General features: G+C 36.5%; 11 protein-coding genes and 1 tRNA gene. 2 read left to right on the top strand and 10 right to left on the bottom strand.

Annotated features, from left to right (window positions below; genetic code table 11):
- Positions 1–126 precede the first annotated feature (126 nt).
- The 3 genes from SJY23_RS09295 to menC form a co-directional block, all read right to left on the bottom strand.
- On the bottom strand, positions 127–1,221 hold the full coding sequence (locus tag SJY23_RS09295) for an AMP-binding protein (RefSeq protein ID WP_396596116.1): 1,095 nt from the start codon (positions 1,219–1,221) through the stop codon (positions 127–129).
- Positions 1,222–1,292: 71 nt separating this feature from the next.
- Complete coding sequence (locus SJY23_RS09290; RefSeq protein ID WP_396596115.1) at positions 1,293–2,231, bottom strand: lysostaphin resistance A-like protein; 939 nt, start codon at positions 2,229–2,231, stop codon at positions 1,293–1,295.
- 3 nt (positions 2,232–2,234) lie between these two features.
- Entirely contained in the window at positions 2,235–3,269 is a 1,035-nt protein-coding gene (gene menC / locus SJY23_RS09285) for an o-succinylbenzoate synthase (RefSeq protein ID WP_396596114.1), read from the bottom strand.
- A 285-nt stretch (positions 3,270–3,554) separates the two neighbouring features.
- On the opposite strand from menC, the gene SJY23_RS09280 reads away from it, so the two are divergent.
- A complete protein-coding gene (locus SJY23_RS09280; RefSeq protein WP_035334178.1) occupies positions 3,555–4,115 on the top strand; it encodes a YqgE/AlgH family protein in 561 nt (186 codons plus the stop codon).
- On the opposite strand, the gene SJY23_RS09275 is transcribed toward SJY23_RS09280, so the two are convergent.
- Together SJY23_RS09275 and SJY23_RS09270 are read right to left on the bottom strand one after the other, a co-directional pair.
- Positions 4,112–4,957, bottom strand: coding sequence for an aminotransferase class IV (locus tag SJY23_RS09275; RefSeq protein WP_396596113.1), 846 nt, complete (start codon positions 4,955–4,957; stop codon positions 4,112–4,114). The two genes, SJY23_RS09280 and SJY23_RS09275, sit on opposite strands and share 4 nt — an antisense overlap.
- 51 nt (positions 4,958–5,008) lie before the next feature.
- Positions 5,009–5,395 carry an START-like domain-containing protein gene (locus tag SJY23_RS09270; RefSeq protein ID WP_035334182.1) on the bottom strand — a complete coding sequence of 129 codons (387 nt, stop codon included), beginning with the start codon at positions 5,393–5,395 and terminating at the stop codon, positions 5,009–5,011.
- A gap of 184 nt (positions 5,396–5,579) precedes the next feature.
- Here SJY23_RS09270 and SJY23_RS09265 point away from each other — a divergent pair.
- Positions 5,580–5,653, top strand: a tRNA-Met gene (locus SJY23_RS09265).
- 295 nt (positions 5,654–5,948) lie between these two features.
- Here the strand turns inward: SJY23_RS09265 and SJY23_RS09260 are convergent.
- The 5 genes from SJY23_RS09260 to SJY23_RS09240 form a co-directional block, all read right to left on the bottom strand.
- On the bottom strand, positions 5,949–8,576 hold the full coding sequence (locus SJY23_RS09260; RefSeq protein ID WP_396596112.1) for a glycoside hydrolase family 3 C-terminal domain-containing protein: 2,628 nt from the start codon (positions 8,574–8,576) through the stop codon (positions 5,949–5,951).
- A 310-nt stretch (positions 8,577–8,886) separates the two neighbouring features.
- A complete protein-coding gene (locus tag SJY23_RS09255; RefSeq protein WP_396596111.1) occupies positions 8,887–13,035 on the bottom strand; it encodes a two-component regulator propeller domain-containing protein in 4,149 nt (1,382 codons plus the stop codon).
- 297 nt (positions 13,036–13,332) lie between these two features.
- Entirely contained in the window at positions 13,333–14,754 is a 1,422-nt protein-coding gene (xylE, locus tag SJY23_RS09250; RefSeq protein WP_396596110.1) for a D-xylose transporter XylE, read from the bottom strand.
- Between the two features lie 10 nt (positions 14,755–14,764).
- On the bottom strand, positions 14,765–16,081 hold the full coding sequence (gene xylA, locus SJY23_RS09245; RefSeq protein ID WP_396596109.1) for a xylose isomerase: 1,317 nt from the start codon (positions 16,079–16,081) through the stop codon (positions 14,765–14,767).
- Positions 16,081–17,568, bottom strand: a complete 1,488-nt coding sequence (locus SJY23_RS09240; RefSeq protein ID WP_396596108.1) for a xylulokinase — start codon at positions 17,566–17,568, stop codon at positions 16,081–16,083. Before SJY23_RS09240 ends, xylA begins: the two co-directional genes overlap by 1 nt.
- Positions 17,569–18,132: the final 564 nt, after the last annotated feature.

Genomic DNA, 18,132 nt, shown 5'->3' with positions numbered 1-18,132 from the left:
TCTTTTTTGCCCTCTGTTATTAAAATGAAAAACTTCTGATTTAGGTTTATAGATAAAGGCCCCTTATCAAAAATTAAGATAAGCTAGTGTAGGTATTTACGCTTTCGCGAAAGCGTAGCCTCAAACCTATAAACTATTTAAATACTCTTTTAAGGTTTGACCCCGTTGAATTTTACCTGTTGTTGTGCGCTTAAAGGAAGTTAAAGAAACTGCTATTTTAGGAAGTTCAAAAGGACCAAAATCTTTTATATCAGTAATATGCTCTTTAATAAAAAGAGGTTCTTCTTGCTCTACAAATAACGTTAATTGCTCTCCCAGCTGTTGATCTGGGACTCCAGCGACAAAGTATGGAACGTGTATATATGGCGCCAACTTAGCTTCTATCTGTTCTGGAAACAATTTTACTCCACCACTATTTATCACATTATCAATACGACCTAGCCAGATAAACTTTTTATAGGTTATGAGCTTTACAAGGTCATTTGTAATCACCGGATCTGAGCTCACTTTAGGAGCTTTTATAACAAGGCAGTCTCTGCTATCTGTCTCTACGGTGACTTTATCTAGCACTTTAAAAGGAATAATTCCTTCTTTATTTTTTTTAGGATTAACTCTCCTCGCTGCAATATGAGTAACGGTTTCGGTCATTCCATAGGTTTCATAAACCTTAGTTTTAAGTCCTTGCAGCCTTAAAGAAAGTGCTGGTGATATTGTTCCTCCACCTACAATGAGCTTAGAAAGTAAGTGTAATCTTGATAGTGAATTATCAAGCTGAAAAGGCGTCATCGCACAAAAATCATACGTTCTATACACAGCATCCAGCGGATTGGATTTTGGTTGCGCCATATCTATACGCCATCCCAATGTCATCGCCCTCACAAGCATCATTTTACCAGCGATGTAATGCGCAGGAAGACACAGCAATGCCGTTGTCTTTTCAAAAACATTAAAATGTTTTGCTGTTGCCTTTGCACTATTAATCATGTGCTTCTTGTTTATTTTAATAGGCTTAGGTGTTCCTGTAGATCCAGATGTATGTACTGTCACATACTTCTTAGCATCTAGCCATTCTAAGATAAACTCACCTACAGATTCTTCATAAGGCTCACCTTCTTTAATAAAGGTGTGCGCTTGCTCCTTTAATGAAGCAATAGTAAATGAAGCGCCGTTAAGCTTAAATTTAGGATGTAAGCGCGTATATTTTTCAACAAGCTCCGTCATATTATTTAAATATACGGGTTCCGTGTAAGATTAATATTAAGCAAACGTAAAATGTATGCCTAGGCAACTACTTAGTCAGTAATAGGAGGTTTTACACTTCCTGTGAGTTTCTCTTTCCAGTTGGACCATTTGTATTTTCGCGCAAAAACGAACATAAGAATAGGCAGTATTATAAAGATTGGAACTATTTGGCCTATAGCTGAAGGCTCTGCAACATCCAAGAAAATAGAGTTGGTTTGCAATGCACTCCAATCTGAAGTAACTAGAAGTGCAATAAACATATTATTTGCCGCATGAAACCCTAATGCGAGCTCCATTCCATCATCCATGAGCGTTATAATTCCTAAAAAGAAACCTAGACCTATGTACACAGATAAAATACTATATCCAAGCTTTTCAATTTCCGGATTAAGTGCATGCATGAGTCCAAAAATGAGTGATGTGATAATAAGAGGTACAAACTTATTACCTGCAGCGACTCCTATTCCCTGCATTAAGTACCCTCTAAAAAGAAACTCTTCAAAAGAAGTTTGTAAGGGCAACAATATTAAGGTGATTGCTAGAAGCCCAAGAAAAGGCATGAGATTAAAATTCCACACAAGATCTTCTGGGGCAAAATAGTAGGCCACTACTGTGGATACCACAGAAAATATACCCCAAATGGTAAATGCAAAGAAAAAACGGGACCAATCTATGTTTTTTCTAGCGGTTACTAGCTTTGTAAATCGCTGTTTATGAATATACTTTACCACAACAACGAGTCCAAGTAACCCTCCTAAAAAGGTGCAAAGTGCAAGTATTAAGTAGAGATTACTTTCTCCCTCAAAAAGTGGAAAGAAGTTCTCTTCACCTGCTTCCATAAAGGTATCTATATCGCCAGCTTTCATCCATGACCCTACCGTTATAGGGATTACTCCTAAAAATTGCCATCCTACAAAGAATATTATTAAGAAACCTACTATGTATCTCCACCCCTCGTGTAAACTCTTATACGCCTGCTCTATATACATATATTATATTTTAAAATCCCAAGACTGCTCGGGGTTAATTTTTAAAGTTCCATCCACTACTTCTAGTGGTGAAGGTATATTGTTTGTAAAAAGACTACCTGTACCCAGTCCTTGAGGTCCTTTTGCTCCTATTTTATGCGTCCATTGTGCGATTGCATTAAGCCCAATATTACTTTCTAATGCAGAGGTAATCCACCATTCGATTCCTAATGAATCTGCCACATCAATCCACTCTTGACTTCCTTTAAAACCTCCTACAAAACTAGGTTTTAAAATAATATATTGCGGTTTTATAGTTTCTAGTAGCTCACGTTTTGAAGCGAGATCTGTCACTCCTATAAGTTCTTCATCTAGCGCTATTGGTGTAGGTGTACTGGCACATAATTCTGTCATTTCCTTCCACTGTTTTGTAGCAATAGGTTGTTCTATCGAGTGAATATCTAGCTCGGCTAGTTGGGCTAGAACTTTTTTAGCTTTCGCGAAAGCAAAACCACCATTTGCATCAACCCGCAAGGTAAGCTGCTCTTTACTATAATCCTTTCTTATAGAGGAAAGAATCGCCATTTCGTCTTCAAAATCAATAGCACCTATTTTCATTTTAATGCAATCAAAACCTTGCTCAAGCTTTTCGGCTACTTGGGTTCTCATAAAATCCTCATCTCCCATCCACACAAGTCCATTAATATCTATAGCCGATGTTCCTTTTGTAAAAGAAGATGGAAATAGAACGAACGGATCGCTAGACGCGAGTGATAAGAACGCCATCTCGACACCTGCCTGTATACTTGGATATTCCATTAGCTCATCCCAAAGCGCCAGAGGCCCATTTGAAATATGATTACACACCCATTGTAATTTTTGTTCATAATCTGGCACGTCATCATAACTAAGACCCCTGAGGATACCACACTCACCTACACCAGTTTTACCAGCATCTTGAATAATTATATACCACGTCTCTTTAGTACGTAATATACCTCGCGAAGTACCGCTAGGTCTTTTAAACTCTAAAATATGTTTTTTATACTGTGCTTTCAATAGAATTATATTGGTCTAGTAAAAATACTTAATCATAGGCATACATTACTCATAGAATAGTATTCTCAAGAATTTAAAAAATTACTCTTTTAGTGTACAAGTAAGCGGTTCATCCTCTATTTATTGCCTTACGTCTATGTTTTTTTTCAATAAACATAAAACAACAAAATCATAAATACCTCTAAAACAATTATTTAACTCAAATTTTTACAAGTTAAAAATATTCGAAATATATTTTTTGTAATAAAAAAAATAAGTAGTTTTATATAAATAAACGTCACTATTATGATTGCATATCCTACAAAGGGACATTTATTAGTAGCCGAACCATCAATACTGGGTGATACTTCATTCACTAGGTCTGTTATTCTTCTTGCAGATCATAATGATAAAGGCTCTGTAGGGTTTATTCTTAACAAACCACTGGATGTCAAACTATCAGATTTAATAGAAGGTATAGAAGATTGTGAGATGCCCATATACAATGGTGGTCCCGTAGAGCAAGAGAACTTATATTTCATACATACTGCGCCAGATCTTATAGAAGGTAGTCTAGAGATAGCATCAGGCATTTACTGGGGAGGAAATTTTGAAAGAGCTCTAGAGCTTATCATAAATGAAGAGATATGCTGTGAGAAAATTAAATTTTTTCTTGGATATAGTGGGTGGGACAGTAACCAACTTAATCAAGAGATTATCCAGAACAGTTGGGTAATTCTTGAAAATGAACAGCAAGACGAGCTACTTAAAGATAACCACACAGCACTGTGGAGAGATAAAATTATTGAGATAGGCGGCGATTATGCGTTATGGTCTAATGCGCCTGAGAATCCACAATATAATTAACCCAACCTTACTTTTACATTAAGCTTTTTAAGAAGTGCTGAGGCTGTATCTATCTTGAACTGCTTCTTTCTATACTTTGTAATGGGCTGTATTCCCATAATTGTGTTTGTAATAAAAAGCTCATCTGCCTTTTGTAATTCAAACGGTGATATAGATGCCTCTTCAAAAGTATATTCATCCATCAATCCTATTATACTGATGAGTTGTTTCCTTATAACCCCACGCAAGCAACCATCAGAGAGTGGCGGCGTTTTAATATGAGTTCCTTTTACTAAGAATAAATTTCCTTGAAGTGCTTCGGCTATATTTTTCTCATTATTTACTAGAAGACAGTTATCATATCCATTTTCTTGAGCATAGATGCTCCCTGTAACGTGTACAATCTTATTTGTAGTCTTGAGCGTAGATATTAAATCTGCATTTATGTAATGATCTTTATACAACTCAACTTCATACGGCTCTTCGTTGAGAAGATAAAATGGATTAGCGTGCGCTTTCGCGAAAGCGTAATAGCCCACACCACGCTCCTCCGGAAGATATTTACCACCACCAGATCTATACACCGTAATGCGTATACGAGCAGTTTGATCAATTAAACTTGATGCTTCAAGTGTTTTTAAGAGTTCTTGTTCGAGAAATTCTGGCGTGAATTCCATAGGGATTTCCATGCGGAGAATACGCATAGAAGCCATGAGTCTAAAATAGTGGTCTTCCCAGAAAAGAAGCTTCCCGTTTACTGCCTTGATTGTTTCAAAAAGTCCATCGCCATAAAGTAAACCTCTATTAAATGGATTAAGTTGCGCGTCTTCTGGTGAGAATAAAGTTCCGTTGTGATTGATCATAAAAAAACCGCCTTTTTGGGAGGCGGTGCAAAGATATTAATTAGGCTTTAGTTATGATGAGCCTATTACTTGTTTCAACTCTGAAATTTGATTTTCCCAAAACATTTTACCTTCATCTACTTCATCTTCCTCTGCAAAGTCTGTTACCATAAGTGATACATCCTTTGTAATCTCATCTACTTGTAGGCGTAATTCAAAATAATACTCCTCACCTTCGTCTGCTGCCCACTGAAATTTTATACGATCACCATTCTTTTTAGTAAGAAGCTTTGCTTTTTCTTCACTTCCATCCCAAATAAAAGTATAGTGGTCGCCTCTTAAATTTACATTATCTGCAAACCACTCGCTCATCCCTGATGGAGTAGCTATGTATTGGTATAACAAAGAAGGAGAAGCCCTTACAACAAACTCAATCTCATATTTAATTTTATCGCTCATAGAAATTTCTTAATGGTATGACAATATATTGAAAGTAATTAGGAGAACAAAGTAATTAAATTGATTTTATTTAAGAAAGAGGTTTGCACAACCACTAATATATTTTATATTTGCACCCGCTTAGGAACATTGCTTAAGCAACAACGTAAATTGCTTTCTCTTTAAAACTGCAATTTATAATTATGGCGAGGTAGCTCAGTTGGTTAGAGCGTCGGATTCATAACCCGGAGGTCGGGGGATCGTGCCCCCCTCTCGCTACAACAATAAAAAGGCTTCACAGAAATGTGAAGCCTTTTTTATTATATCAAATTTTGGTTAAAACATAAACTATCCGTATTCAGCAACTCCTCAGCTTTTTATAGAGTTAATTACTCTAGATACTATCAATACAAATAAGCATGACAAAGGTTGTAACTTCACAATTATCTTACTGTATGCAACCTAGGTATGAAATAACGTAGTACGTAACATTATAATCTTCTTTAGACCTTAGTAATTTTTGACACTTAAATTTGTGCAAAATGGTAATTATAAGGCATGAAACAATCAGATATTACTTAATAATAATATTTTTCACCAACACCTCTGTGGTAGGCGCATCTGCTATTCCCTCAAATCCATGTTGCTTTCCACCTACCTCAACAATTATATCTTGTGGCTCAAAAACTTTCTGGCCATCATCATTTATTCGTGCATAGGTCTCAGGAGCAACCTCAAATGAAACCGTTTTAGACGATCCTGCTGCTAATGAAATACGCTTAAATGCAACAAGACTACGATTAGGATTCATTCCCTCTACTCCTTTGTGTTTTACATAAACCTGAACAACTTCATCTCCATCCAAATCTCCTGTATTATGAACATCTACCGAAAATTTGAGTGGTGCTTTTACTCCTATTTGTTCGTTTAGAGTAAGATTGTCATATTTGAAAGTTGTGTAGCTCAGTCCGTGACCAAAAGGGAAAAGTGGCTCTCCTTTGAAATATTTATAGGTTCTACCTTCCATGTCATAAGATTTAAAATCAGGCAGATCATTAACACTCTTATAAAAAGTAACAGGTAATTTCCCTCCAGGATTATAATCTCCAAATAACACATCTGCTATTGCTTGACCACCAAACTCACCTGGATACCAAGCTTCAAGTATAGCGGGCACTTTGTCTGCAGCCCAATTAACTGCAAGAGCACTTCCATTCATCAAAACAACAACGGTTGGTTTACCAAGTGCTTGAACTTTTTTCATAAGTTCTATTTGAGTTTTAGGGAGTGTAATTTCTGAACGGTCACCCTTATCGAATCCTTCTAGTAATACCGGCATCTCTTCTCCCTCAATATCTGGTGAGAGACCCAAACAAAGAATAACAACTTCAGACTTTCTTGCTGCCTCTAGGGCTGGAGTAATTAAATCCTGATTCATTTTTGCCCAGACAAAATGAGCTTGCGGATCTGCATGGTAATTATAATAGTCAATGCGTACTTTACTTACTTCTCCTTTATCAAGTGCTACATCAAAATATTTAGTCTTAGGCTCGTGGTCATCCATAAACTCAAACTGTAAAGAATCATTTACATATAATTTAGCAGCGCTACTCGCTTTCACCCCAATTCTGTAGGTACCACTCTCTGGGGCTGTAAGCTCTCCAGACCAACGTACCGAGAAGGTATCAGTACCTAAACTATCAATTGGCTTTTCTGGCATCCAAATGAAATTTACATTTTCATCTACTCTAGTAAATGCAGGTTTACCTTTCCATGAACGATTAGCAAAATATTCTGCTTTTAAACCAGGCTTACCAGAATGTGATAATGCAGAAGCTGGAACAACATCAAGAATAGGCCAACCTTCAGCAACATCACTTCCTAAAGCGTAATGTACTTGAGCATTTGGAAGTTTTTCTCGTATGGATTTTAGCGGTGTATAATAGTTTGCAGGTGTACCGTGATAATTCCCTAGTAATGCTTGCTTTGAATTTGCATTAGGACCTATAACAGCAATAGATTTTATATCCTTATTCAATGGCAAGAGGTTATTCTCATTTTTGAGTAACACCATTGATTCTCTCGCAACCTTTTTAGACAATTCATAATGCTCTTCACTTGCAACCACATCATAAGAAATATCTGCCCACTTAACATTATCATCAAACATTCCTAATTTAAAACGCGCAGAAAACAGTCTTGTTAGCGCAATATCTAATTTGGACTCATCTATCAGCTTTTTGAGAACAGCTTCCGTAAGAGAAGGATCATAAACGCTTCCACAATTTAAATCTGTACCTCTATCAACTGCTAATGCTCCTGCGGCTGCTGGAGTTTCTGCCAATCCATGTTTTCCAGGTTCCCAGAAATCATTGATTGCCCAACAATCTGAAACAACATATCCTTTAAATCCCCAATCATCTCGTAAAATCCTATTAAGTAATAGATTACTACCACAACAAGCTTCATCTCGATACCTATTATAAGCGCACATTACCGAGTGTACATTTGCTTCTTTGACTGCTGCCTCAAAGGCAGGTAAATAAGTTTCGTATAAATCCTTATCTGTAGTATGATAATTATCCTCATGCCTAGATTTCTCTGGACCACTATGTACCGCAAAATGCTTTGCAGTGGCAACCACCTTTAAGTAATCTGGATCATCACCTTGTAGTCCCGTAATATAGTTTACACCCATACGACTAGTTAAATAAGGATCTTCTCCATATGTTTCTTGCCCACGGCCCCATCTAGGATCTCTAAATATATTAATGTTAGGAGTCCAGAACGTTAAACCCTGATAAATACCTCTTTTACCTTCATTTACAAACTTATGGTGTTTTGCTCGAGCTTCATCAGAAACAGCTACACCCATATCGTGAATTAAGTCCGAATCCCAAGTAGCACCCATTCCAATTCCTTGTGGAAATACTGTTGCTAGTCCAGCTCTCGCCACACCGTGCAAGCATTCATTCCACCAGTTATATTCAGGCACCCCTAATCTCTCGATAGCCGGAGCATCATAACGCATTTGAGAAACTTTCTCTTCTAAAGTCATTTGACTAATCAAATCTTTAACACGATCTTCTCGTGGAAGTTTCTGGTTTTGAAATGCAAACTCATAAGAGATTGCCTTTTCTTCACAACTCGAGAGCAATGCAATACATATTGCTAAAATTGATATAGTAAGTATTCTATTCATTCGGCTACTGTAAAAATTAAACTATTTATAAATGCAAGAATTTTATTCTCAACACTCCCAAATTTAATCTCTTTATCAACATACTGGTTAGAAGACATTAAGCAGTACATACCATTTATGTTGCGATTAAGTGCTTATATGCCCCAAATGCAACATTTGAACTATATCGTGCTTCATTTCTCTTACATGACCGAAACTAGCCAATTGCTAAGGGAGAAATGTATCTAGCGAAGAGATTTGATTGTAAGTGATGTTTTAAAAAATGCTATTATAATGTATTTCTTAAAGGAAATAGAAGATTATATATTAATCAATCTCTAGGCTGAGCCTCCGTAGGTAGAATTCCAAAATGCGCTTTAAAACACTTCGTAAAGTATGAAGGTGAGGAGAAGCCAACTTTATAACAGACTTCACTTACGTTTGCATTTTCAGTTTGCAATATCTGTTTAGCTCGCTCTAATCTAAGCTTACGCACAAATTCATTAACTGTTTGCCCCGTGAGTGATTTAACCTTGCGATAGAGTTGACTCCTGCTAAGGCTAAGTTCTGATGCTAATGACTCGACACTTAAATTAGAATCACTCATATTATTATTTACATAAGTTAGTACCTTCTGTATAAATACTTTATCAATAGAGGTTGCACTAGCATTCTCATCTGATCCACTTATGGCTCCAAAGTATTTATCAAATATCAACTGTCTACTCTTAATGAGCTGCTCCAAACGTAATTTGAGTAGTCTAAAATCAAAGGGCTTTACCATATAGGCATCTGCGCCATACCCTATTCCCTCTATACGATCGTCTATGAGCGCTTTGGCTGTGAGCATTAATAAGGGAATGTGGCTTGTGCGTATGTCATTTTTAATTTGCTTACAGAATTCAAAACCATCCATTTCAGGCATTATCACATCAGTAATAATAATATCTGGATTCGATTCTTTAGCAACATTAAGTCCTTCAACCCCGTTAGCCGCCTGTAAAATTTTATACGTCCCTTTAAGTTCGCTACGCAAGTATTTTCTAAGTTCCGCGTTGTCCTCCACTATCAATAGGGTGTGCGATCTATGTGTAGGTAGAACATCAATTTCTTCTGGGATATTTGTTATGAATGTTTGTGGTGTTTTTTCTTTCTGTATCTCGAGATCTGTTTCTTTTGATATTAATTCTTTCTTTTTAAAATGCTTTTTACCAGAGGGCAATAATATTCTAAATGTTGTTCCTTCCCCATACTTACTATCTACCTTGATTTCACCTCGATGAAGCTGTACCAAGTCCTTTACAACCTCTAAACCTATACCTGTCCCACCATAATAAGTTTTATTGAGATTTTCTACTTGGTAAAAACGATTAAATATACGTTTGAGTTGTTTCTTTTTAAGTCCTGGTCCAGTGTCGCTAATGATGATTTCGACTACTGCAATTTTTTTATCGGGATTAATTAACGGCATTATCTCGCCAGCCTCGTTTAATTTTACCTCTACATTTATTGCTCCGCCGTCTGGGGTTACTTTTATAGCATTTGACATGATGTTGAAAATAACTTTTTCAAGCATGCCTTCATCTGCATATAACTTCACATCTGGGATTGCGGCGTCTACAGAAAGATATATATTACGATTAAATGTTTCCTCTTTAAAATATGAGATAATGTCTTGGGTAAAACTAAGTGCATTAATCTTCTTTGCTCGTATTCGTAATTTGTTCAATTCGAGCTTACGTAGGTCCATCAATTCATTAATGAGCCTAAATAATCGATCGGTATTTTTATAAATGATATGATGCTTTTCCTTTATACGTTGTGGTAAATTGAGTGTTGTGTCATTGAGAATATCCTTCAGCGGACTAATCATTAAAGTAAGTGGAGTTCTAAACTCATGTGAGATGTTTGTAAAAAACTGTAGCTTTTTCTCGTGTAATATGTCTTCTTGTTCACGTTGAGCACGCTCGTTTGAGATTGCCTCTTTTTCGCGTAAGCGTTGCTTTGAAATCTTACTTATAGCGTAAAGGCCTAGTACAAATAACAAGATATAACATACAATCGCTAGATTAGTCTTCCACCAAGGAGGAAGAATTTTAATTTTTAATTCTAGAACATCTTCATTCCAAACACCATCATTGTTAGCAACCTTTACTTTAAAAGTATAATCGCCATTATCTAGATTTGTATAAGTAGCACTTCTTGCATTTCCTACATAATTCCAAGTTGTTTCTAGCCCCTCAAGATAGTAGGCATATTGATTTTTTTCAGGACGTGTAAAACTTACTCCAGCATACTCAATAGTAAATACAGATTGCTTGTGATTAAATATAATTTCACTAGTCTCAGCGATTGATTTTTTAATAGGAGCATCCTCTTGTGAAGGATCTACCTCTTCATTATAGATTTTTAAACCTGTAAAATATAAAGAAGGAACGTTGTTGTTTATTACAATCTCGGCTGGGTTAAAAAAGTCAACTCCCCTATAATTACCAAAATATAATGTACCATCACCATCCTTTAAGACTGCATTAAAATTAAAATCGTTAGAGAGTAAACCATCACTACTGGTGTATTCTGTAAACGTGTTTTTTAATACATCATATTTAGTAATTCCAGAATTACCTGCAAACCACATATTGCCGTCGTTACCCTCAATAATACTTACTACGTTATCATTGCTCAATCCGCTGTTAGTGTTTAGCCAACTGAAGGAATCATCACGTATGCTATAATGACACACCCCAGCACCTCTAGTTCCTATCCACATATCACCATTTGAGCTTTGATATAAGGATAATATATGGCGCGCACTCTTTCTATTTTCGCCTGGCTTTTCCATTCGGTCTACTAATGAAATCGCCCGCCACTCTTTATTTGCAAATTGGTCAATTTTAAAGAGTCCATCTGTAGAACCCAACCATATCGCAGAATCACGGTCTACGAGCACCTTACGCACATCACTAGTCTCAATGCCCAAACTTTTAAAAGCTTCGCCATCTTGATGTACAATTGTCTTAGTGACTGGATCAAGAGTATGCAACCCTCCATAAAAAGTACCTATAATGATTGTTCCATTTTCATCTTCGTCAAAACTCAAAATAGCATCAGAGATAAGGGCTCCATCCGTATTTAGTCTATTAAAATTCTTAAATACCCTAGAACCTTTCTTTAAGAAGTAGATACCATTATCCCAGCTCCCTATCCACACATTCTCTTTGCTATCTATAAAAATTGTTTGAAGATAGTCACTATCTAGACCTTGGTACAAACCATAACCTTCTCCGTTTACGTGTGTTATCTTACCTGAAATGGGACTATAAATATCCAGACCACCACCGTCCATCACTATCCAGATATCACCACTGGCATCTTGTGACATACCAGTAACAGAATCTTCTTTAAGTGAGTTTTCATTATTAGATAAGCTCTCAATATTATCAAACTTATCATATAAGCTATCACTTACAGCTACGCCATTATTGTAATACCCCATCCATACTCTATCATTATCATCCAGAAAAAGTGACCAGATAGAGTTTGATAAAATACTATTATCATCCGTACGATCAGATAGATAATGTTTAATGAGCGTTCCGTTACTTCTCAAATGAAATAAACCATCGTTCTCACTACCGAACAATAAAGAATTATCTGATAAAGTGATTGCAGAAAGTATACGCTTTCGCGAAAGCGGGAAATGCTTCACCTTACTTACTGTGGTCCCATTTTTTAAGGTGAGCTTATAAATACCTTCAGAAATAGTACCTAGCCATAAGTTATCTTCTTTGTCAAAAACAAGCGTCTGAATTTGACTTTGAAAAACCTGAGTGTTTTCTAATTCACTAGAAGGCAATAACACTTGGTTAGTATGTTCATTATAAACACGTAATCCATTTAAGGTTCCTAAAAATGTTTGATGTGATTCACTTTCTAGTTTAAGACTAGATTGTATAATAGTATTTCTGCCATCATAATCATTTATATATTTGCTTTCTAAAGTTTTTGTTTTGAGTACTATCAGCCCCGCCTCTGTTCCTAACAATAGCTCATTGTCTTTAGAGTTTCCTATACTCAATATTGATATATTGGCTAGCACTTCACTACCTAAAAAGACTTTCTCAAATCTATCTAAAGATTTATTATAACGATTAAGACCATCTTCTGTACCTACCCATAGTGTGTTTTCTGTATCTAGATACATACTATAAATAAGATTACTAGATAAAGAAGCAGGGGCATTCACTTCATATCTATATGAAGTATATGTTACACCATCAAATTTGTATAATCCGCTACCGTTGGTACCTATCCAGATAAAACCGTAATCATCTTGTATAATAGACGAAATCCCTACTTTAGATATTCCATCCTTTATGCTTACAAAATTTAAGGATTTTGTAGCATTCTGTGCTTGAGTCAAAAATGACTGAAGACAAAACAATATCGTAATCAGTAAAGGTAATTTTCTGAAAATCATGAAGAAAAAAGTTATTGAAATCTAAAGGTACTGTCTTTCACAAAAACAAACTGACCTCAAGTGCTTCTGCTACCTCATAGTAATAGTTACGATAGTGCTTTTCAGTTTTACCATCTCTTTAATAGATAAGTTCAAGTACACTCTTCTAGAAATTCTGTGCGTTTTGAAGTATAATAATACTTTATATCTTAATTAAAATAGCCTCTCAACAGTTTGAAATACTATAATTGTCACGAATAGTCGCAAAATATTAAATGTATTTGATTTACGCTTTCACGAAAGCGTATTCTACCTCAATTATTTCTTGATCCAAACGTCCTCCATCTCTTCCAGAGTTTTTCCTTTGGTCTCTGGTATAAATTTCCACACAAAAAGCATCGCTAGTACACTCATACCTCCGTAAACCCAGTATGCAAAACCATGATTAAACTGCTCGGTTAGATAGGTATTATCATCCATCATAGGAAAAGTGAGTGATACTAGATAGTTTGCTATCCATTGTGCCGCAACGGCTATAGACATTGCACGACCTCTAATTTTATTAGGAAAAATTTCTGAGAGTAACACCCACGTAACAGGACCCCAACTCACAGCAAAACTTGCCACATAAACCATCATACATGCTAGTGCGAGATATCCAGTAGCACCGGTAAAAAAGACAAATCCTAATGAGAACATTGCAATAGCCATTCCTAACGCACCTATCATCATTAAAGGTTTACGTCCATATTTATCTACCGTTTTTATAGCAACGATAGTAAATAAGAAGTTTACAACACCGACAATTATGGTGAGTAACAGCGCACCGTCCGTATTAGGATCAATCTTCTTGAAGATTTCAGGAGCATAATATAAAACCACATTAATACCTACAAATTGCTGGAGTATAGAAAGTAAGACCCCCACGATAATCACTAGCCATCCAAAGGATAGTAATTTACCAGAGTGCTGTGTGAGCGACTCTTTGATCTGATCTAAAATATGCTGCCCAGCCACTTTTCCGTTCACTTTTTCAAGTACGTTAAGTGCCTCTTGGGGATTGTTACGTAGCATTAATGAGCGTGGTGTATCTGGTACTCCTAATAAAAATATGAAAAAGAGCCCTGCAGGTATAATTTCACTAGCAAACATATAACGCCATCCTAAAGTATTAAGCCACTCGTCAGACCCTCCAGTTTTTGAGATAAAGTAGTTTACAAAATAAACTACCATAAATCCAGCAACGATAGCCAGCTGATTGTAAGAAACAAGCTTCCCTCTAATATTTGCAGGCGCAATCTCTGCAATGTATAATGGTGACATCATAGACGCAAGTCCAACTCCCATACCACCAATAATTCTGTAAACGATAAAAACAGTACTAAATGTATGATCACCTTGTCCTATACTCTCAAAAAACAACTCTGGCATCGCCGAGCCTATGGCAGATATCAAAAAAAGTATAGCCGCAAGAATTAATCCATTCCTTCTTCCTAGCCAGCGACTTACAAAACCACTCAAGGCTCCACCTATAATACAGCCTATAAGGGCACTGGACACTATAAAGCCTTTGAAAGCATTTGCTGCTGTCTCACTAAGCCCTTTAGGTATTACAAAGAAGCTATCCAGAGAACCTACGGTTCCAGAAATAACACCTGTATCATACCCAAAAAGGAGCCCTCCTAGCGTTGCAACTACAGTAAGTTTGAGTAAATAGCCTGATTTTTTATCGTTTGACATCTAATTAAGATTATATGTATTGATTAATGATGTTCTCAAAAAGCTCTTGCTTTCCACTAATTAATGGTAACTCTCCGTTTTCTTGAGCTATTTTGTATAAATCAGTAAGGTCTAGTTTTCCGTTTTCAAAATCCTTTCCATTACCTCCATCAAATGAGCTATACCTATCTGTCACCATCTTTTTATAAGGTGAAGATGTAAGAATTTTATCTGCTGTGATTAAAGCACGTGCAAACGTATCTGCACCGCCTATGTGTGCAAGAAAAACATCTTCCATATCTGTGGAGTTTCTACGCACTTTTGCATCAAAGTTTACACCACCGCCTTGCAGTCCGCCAGCTTGTAAGAATACAAGCATCGCTTCTGTTGTTTCTTGAATATTATTAGGGAACTGGTCTGTATCCCATCCATTTTGATAATCACCACGATTTGCATCGATACTACCTAGCATTCCCGCTTTTGCAGATACTGCAAGCTCGTGCTGGAAAGTGTGTTGCGCAAGTGTAGCATGATTTACCTCTATATTCATTTTAAAATCTTTCTCAAGACCGTATTCATGTAAAAAGCCTATTGCAGTAGCAGCATCAAAGTCATACTGATGCTTCATAGGTTCCATAGGCTTTGGCTCGATAAAGAAATTCCCTTTAAAACCCTGGCTACGTGCATAATCTCTAGCCATTCCAAAGAAACGACCTAGATGGTCTTGCTCACGTTTTAAATCTGTGTTGAGTAAAGACATATATCCTTCACGACCACCCCAGAACACATAGTTCTCTCCATCTAATTTCATGGTAGCATCTAGTGCCAGTTTTATCTGTCCGCCTGCTCTTGCAAGGACATTAAAATCTGGATTACTCACAGCACCATTCATATATCTAGGGTTAGAAAAGCAGTTTGCCGTTCCCCATAATAATTTGATACTAGTATCTGTTTGCTTTTGTTTGATATAGTCTGTAATACCGTGAATTCTTTTTTCACTTTCGGCAAAGGTTGCTCCCTCTTCTACAAGATCAAAATCATGAAAACAGAAGTAGTCAAATCCCATTTTTGTGATAAATTCAAATGCTGCATCTGCTTTCGCGAAAGCGGCATCCATGGGATCTTTTGGTGCATCCCAAGGAAAGTTTTGTGTTCCTGGACCAAATGGATCTGAACCTTGGCCACAGAAGGTATGCCAGTAAGCAATTGCAAATCTAAAATGCTCACGCATAGTTTTACCTGCCACTACTTGGTCTGGGTTGTAATATTTGAACGCAAGCGGATTATCTGAATCTTTGCCTTCAAATTTGATTTTTTCTATGTTGTTGAAATAAGTTTTTGTTGCCATTAGTTATGTTTTTGTACTATGAATTCTAATTCTGTTTTCCAGTCATTATATGCCGCTTCGTAGGGCTCTTTATTTTTAATAGGGATATAGGTCATCACGTGGTCGTTCTTTGTAATACTTTCTCCAAAACGATCAAAATCACCATCTGCAAGTCCGGCAGCTCTTGCTGCACCTACGGCACCCGTAGTATTATAAATCTCTATTTCTTGACCTATGAGGGTTGCTACTGTATTTGCAAATATTTCAGAACGGAATAGGTTATCATTTCCTGCTCTTATAACGTTGATTTCGGTTTGATCATTCTTAAGTATATCCATCCCATAGACAAATGAAAAAGCAATACCCTCCAGTGCAGCCCTATATAAATGAGCGTTGCTATGCTGGTTGAGATTGAGATTACAAAAGTGCGTACCCACATTTTTATTATCCAGCATACGTTCTGCACCGTTACCAAAAGGGATTACAAGAACTCCATCTGATCCTATAGGTAACTTTGAAGCTTTACGATTCATGTTCTCGTATGAATTCTCTACACTATTATTGCGTAACCAGCGATACTGGATCCCCGCACCATTAATATTGAGTAATCTCCCTACAGTGGGATGCTCTTTTGTATAATTTACGTGAGCAAAATGATTTACTTTACGTATTTCTTTAAATTCACTTTGATCTGTTACTGCATAAATCACCCCTGAAGTTCCGCCGGTGGCGGCAACTTCTCCAGGTCTAAAAATGTTGAGTGACAGTGCATTGTTAGGTTGGTCACCAGATCTGTAGGTCACAGAGATTCCCTTTGGCAAACCTGTAGCCTTAGCTGCAGCAGTGTGCACTTTACCTTGATCTTTGAAGTTATCTACAACATCAGGGGTAAGACTGTGATCAATACCATAATAATCTAGAAGCTCTGTAGCGACTTTATTTGTTTTATAATTCCATAAAGTACCTTCGGCTAGACCATTTTTTGTGGTTACTAGTTCTCCTGTAAGTTTATAGGATATGTAGTCTCCTGGTAACATATATTTATGAATCTGTTCATAAATATGTGGCTGGTTATCTTTAACCCATTTTAACTTAGATGCAGTGAAGTTTCCTGGTGCGTTAAGTAACTCTGTGGCACAAAACTCATGACCTAAATCTTGATATGCCTTGTCTCCTATTGCTACAGCTCTACTATCACACCATATGATAGAATTGCGAAGGCTATTACCCTCTTTATCTACTAGTACTAAACCGTGCATCTGGTATGAAATACCGATGGCAGTAATTTTAGTGGCATCTATATTTGCTTCCTGAAGAATGCGTTTTGTCGCTTTACAAATGTAATCCCACCATTGTTCTGGATCTTGTTCTGCCCAATCTCTTTGTATGGCGATAATCTCCATTTCGCCTGGTGGCTCATGCAATGAAGCCAGTTTTTTGCCCGTCGCAGCCTCAACTATGGCAACTTTTACCGACGAACTCCCGATGTCATATCCTATAGTATACAATATATGTTATTTTAAATTTTAATAAGTTTTATCTGTTTCCTATCATTAATAAGGATATCATACACACGATTTTTATGAATGCATACTCAAACTCACCAGTTACCTCATCACATTAAAGAAGAGTTGCTGCTACTTTTTATGTACTCTAGAATGCTAAATGTGGTCATACTCAATTGCATTTTTGCTACAATAAGAAATGCGTGGATAATGTATGTTTAACAAGAAGCTAAAAATAGTCTTAGACCTAAATTGAGCTTAGAACAAATCGAGCATCTTATAGAACAAATGATGCGAATAGCAGTAAAAACAACAATTTACAGCTCTATATTCACACCTCAATTAAGATATTTTATTTCTAGTGACCGATTATCATATTCTAATGAACTAGCACTTTTTGGCCATCAAAATAGTGGCAACAATCGATGATTTAGATAAACTATGAGCAAATTTCTTGTTGAAAAGTAAACCTCAAATTATGTATATAATTCTTTTGAAACTGCTTTAAAAAAAACGTATCCTATTACAAATGTTGTATCTGTGTATTTATGTCCACAATAGACCGCA

The sequence above is a fragment of the Dokdonia sp. R86516 genome, from assembly GCF_044596715.1.
GTDB lineage: Bacteria > Bacteroidota > Bacteroidia > Flavobacteriales > Flavobacteriaceae > Dokdonia.
Note: the sequence above shows the minus strand (reverse complement) of the source record. Positions and strands in the feature narration are given on the sequence as shown.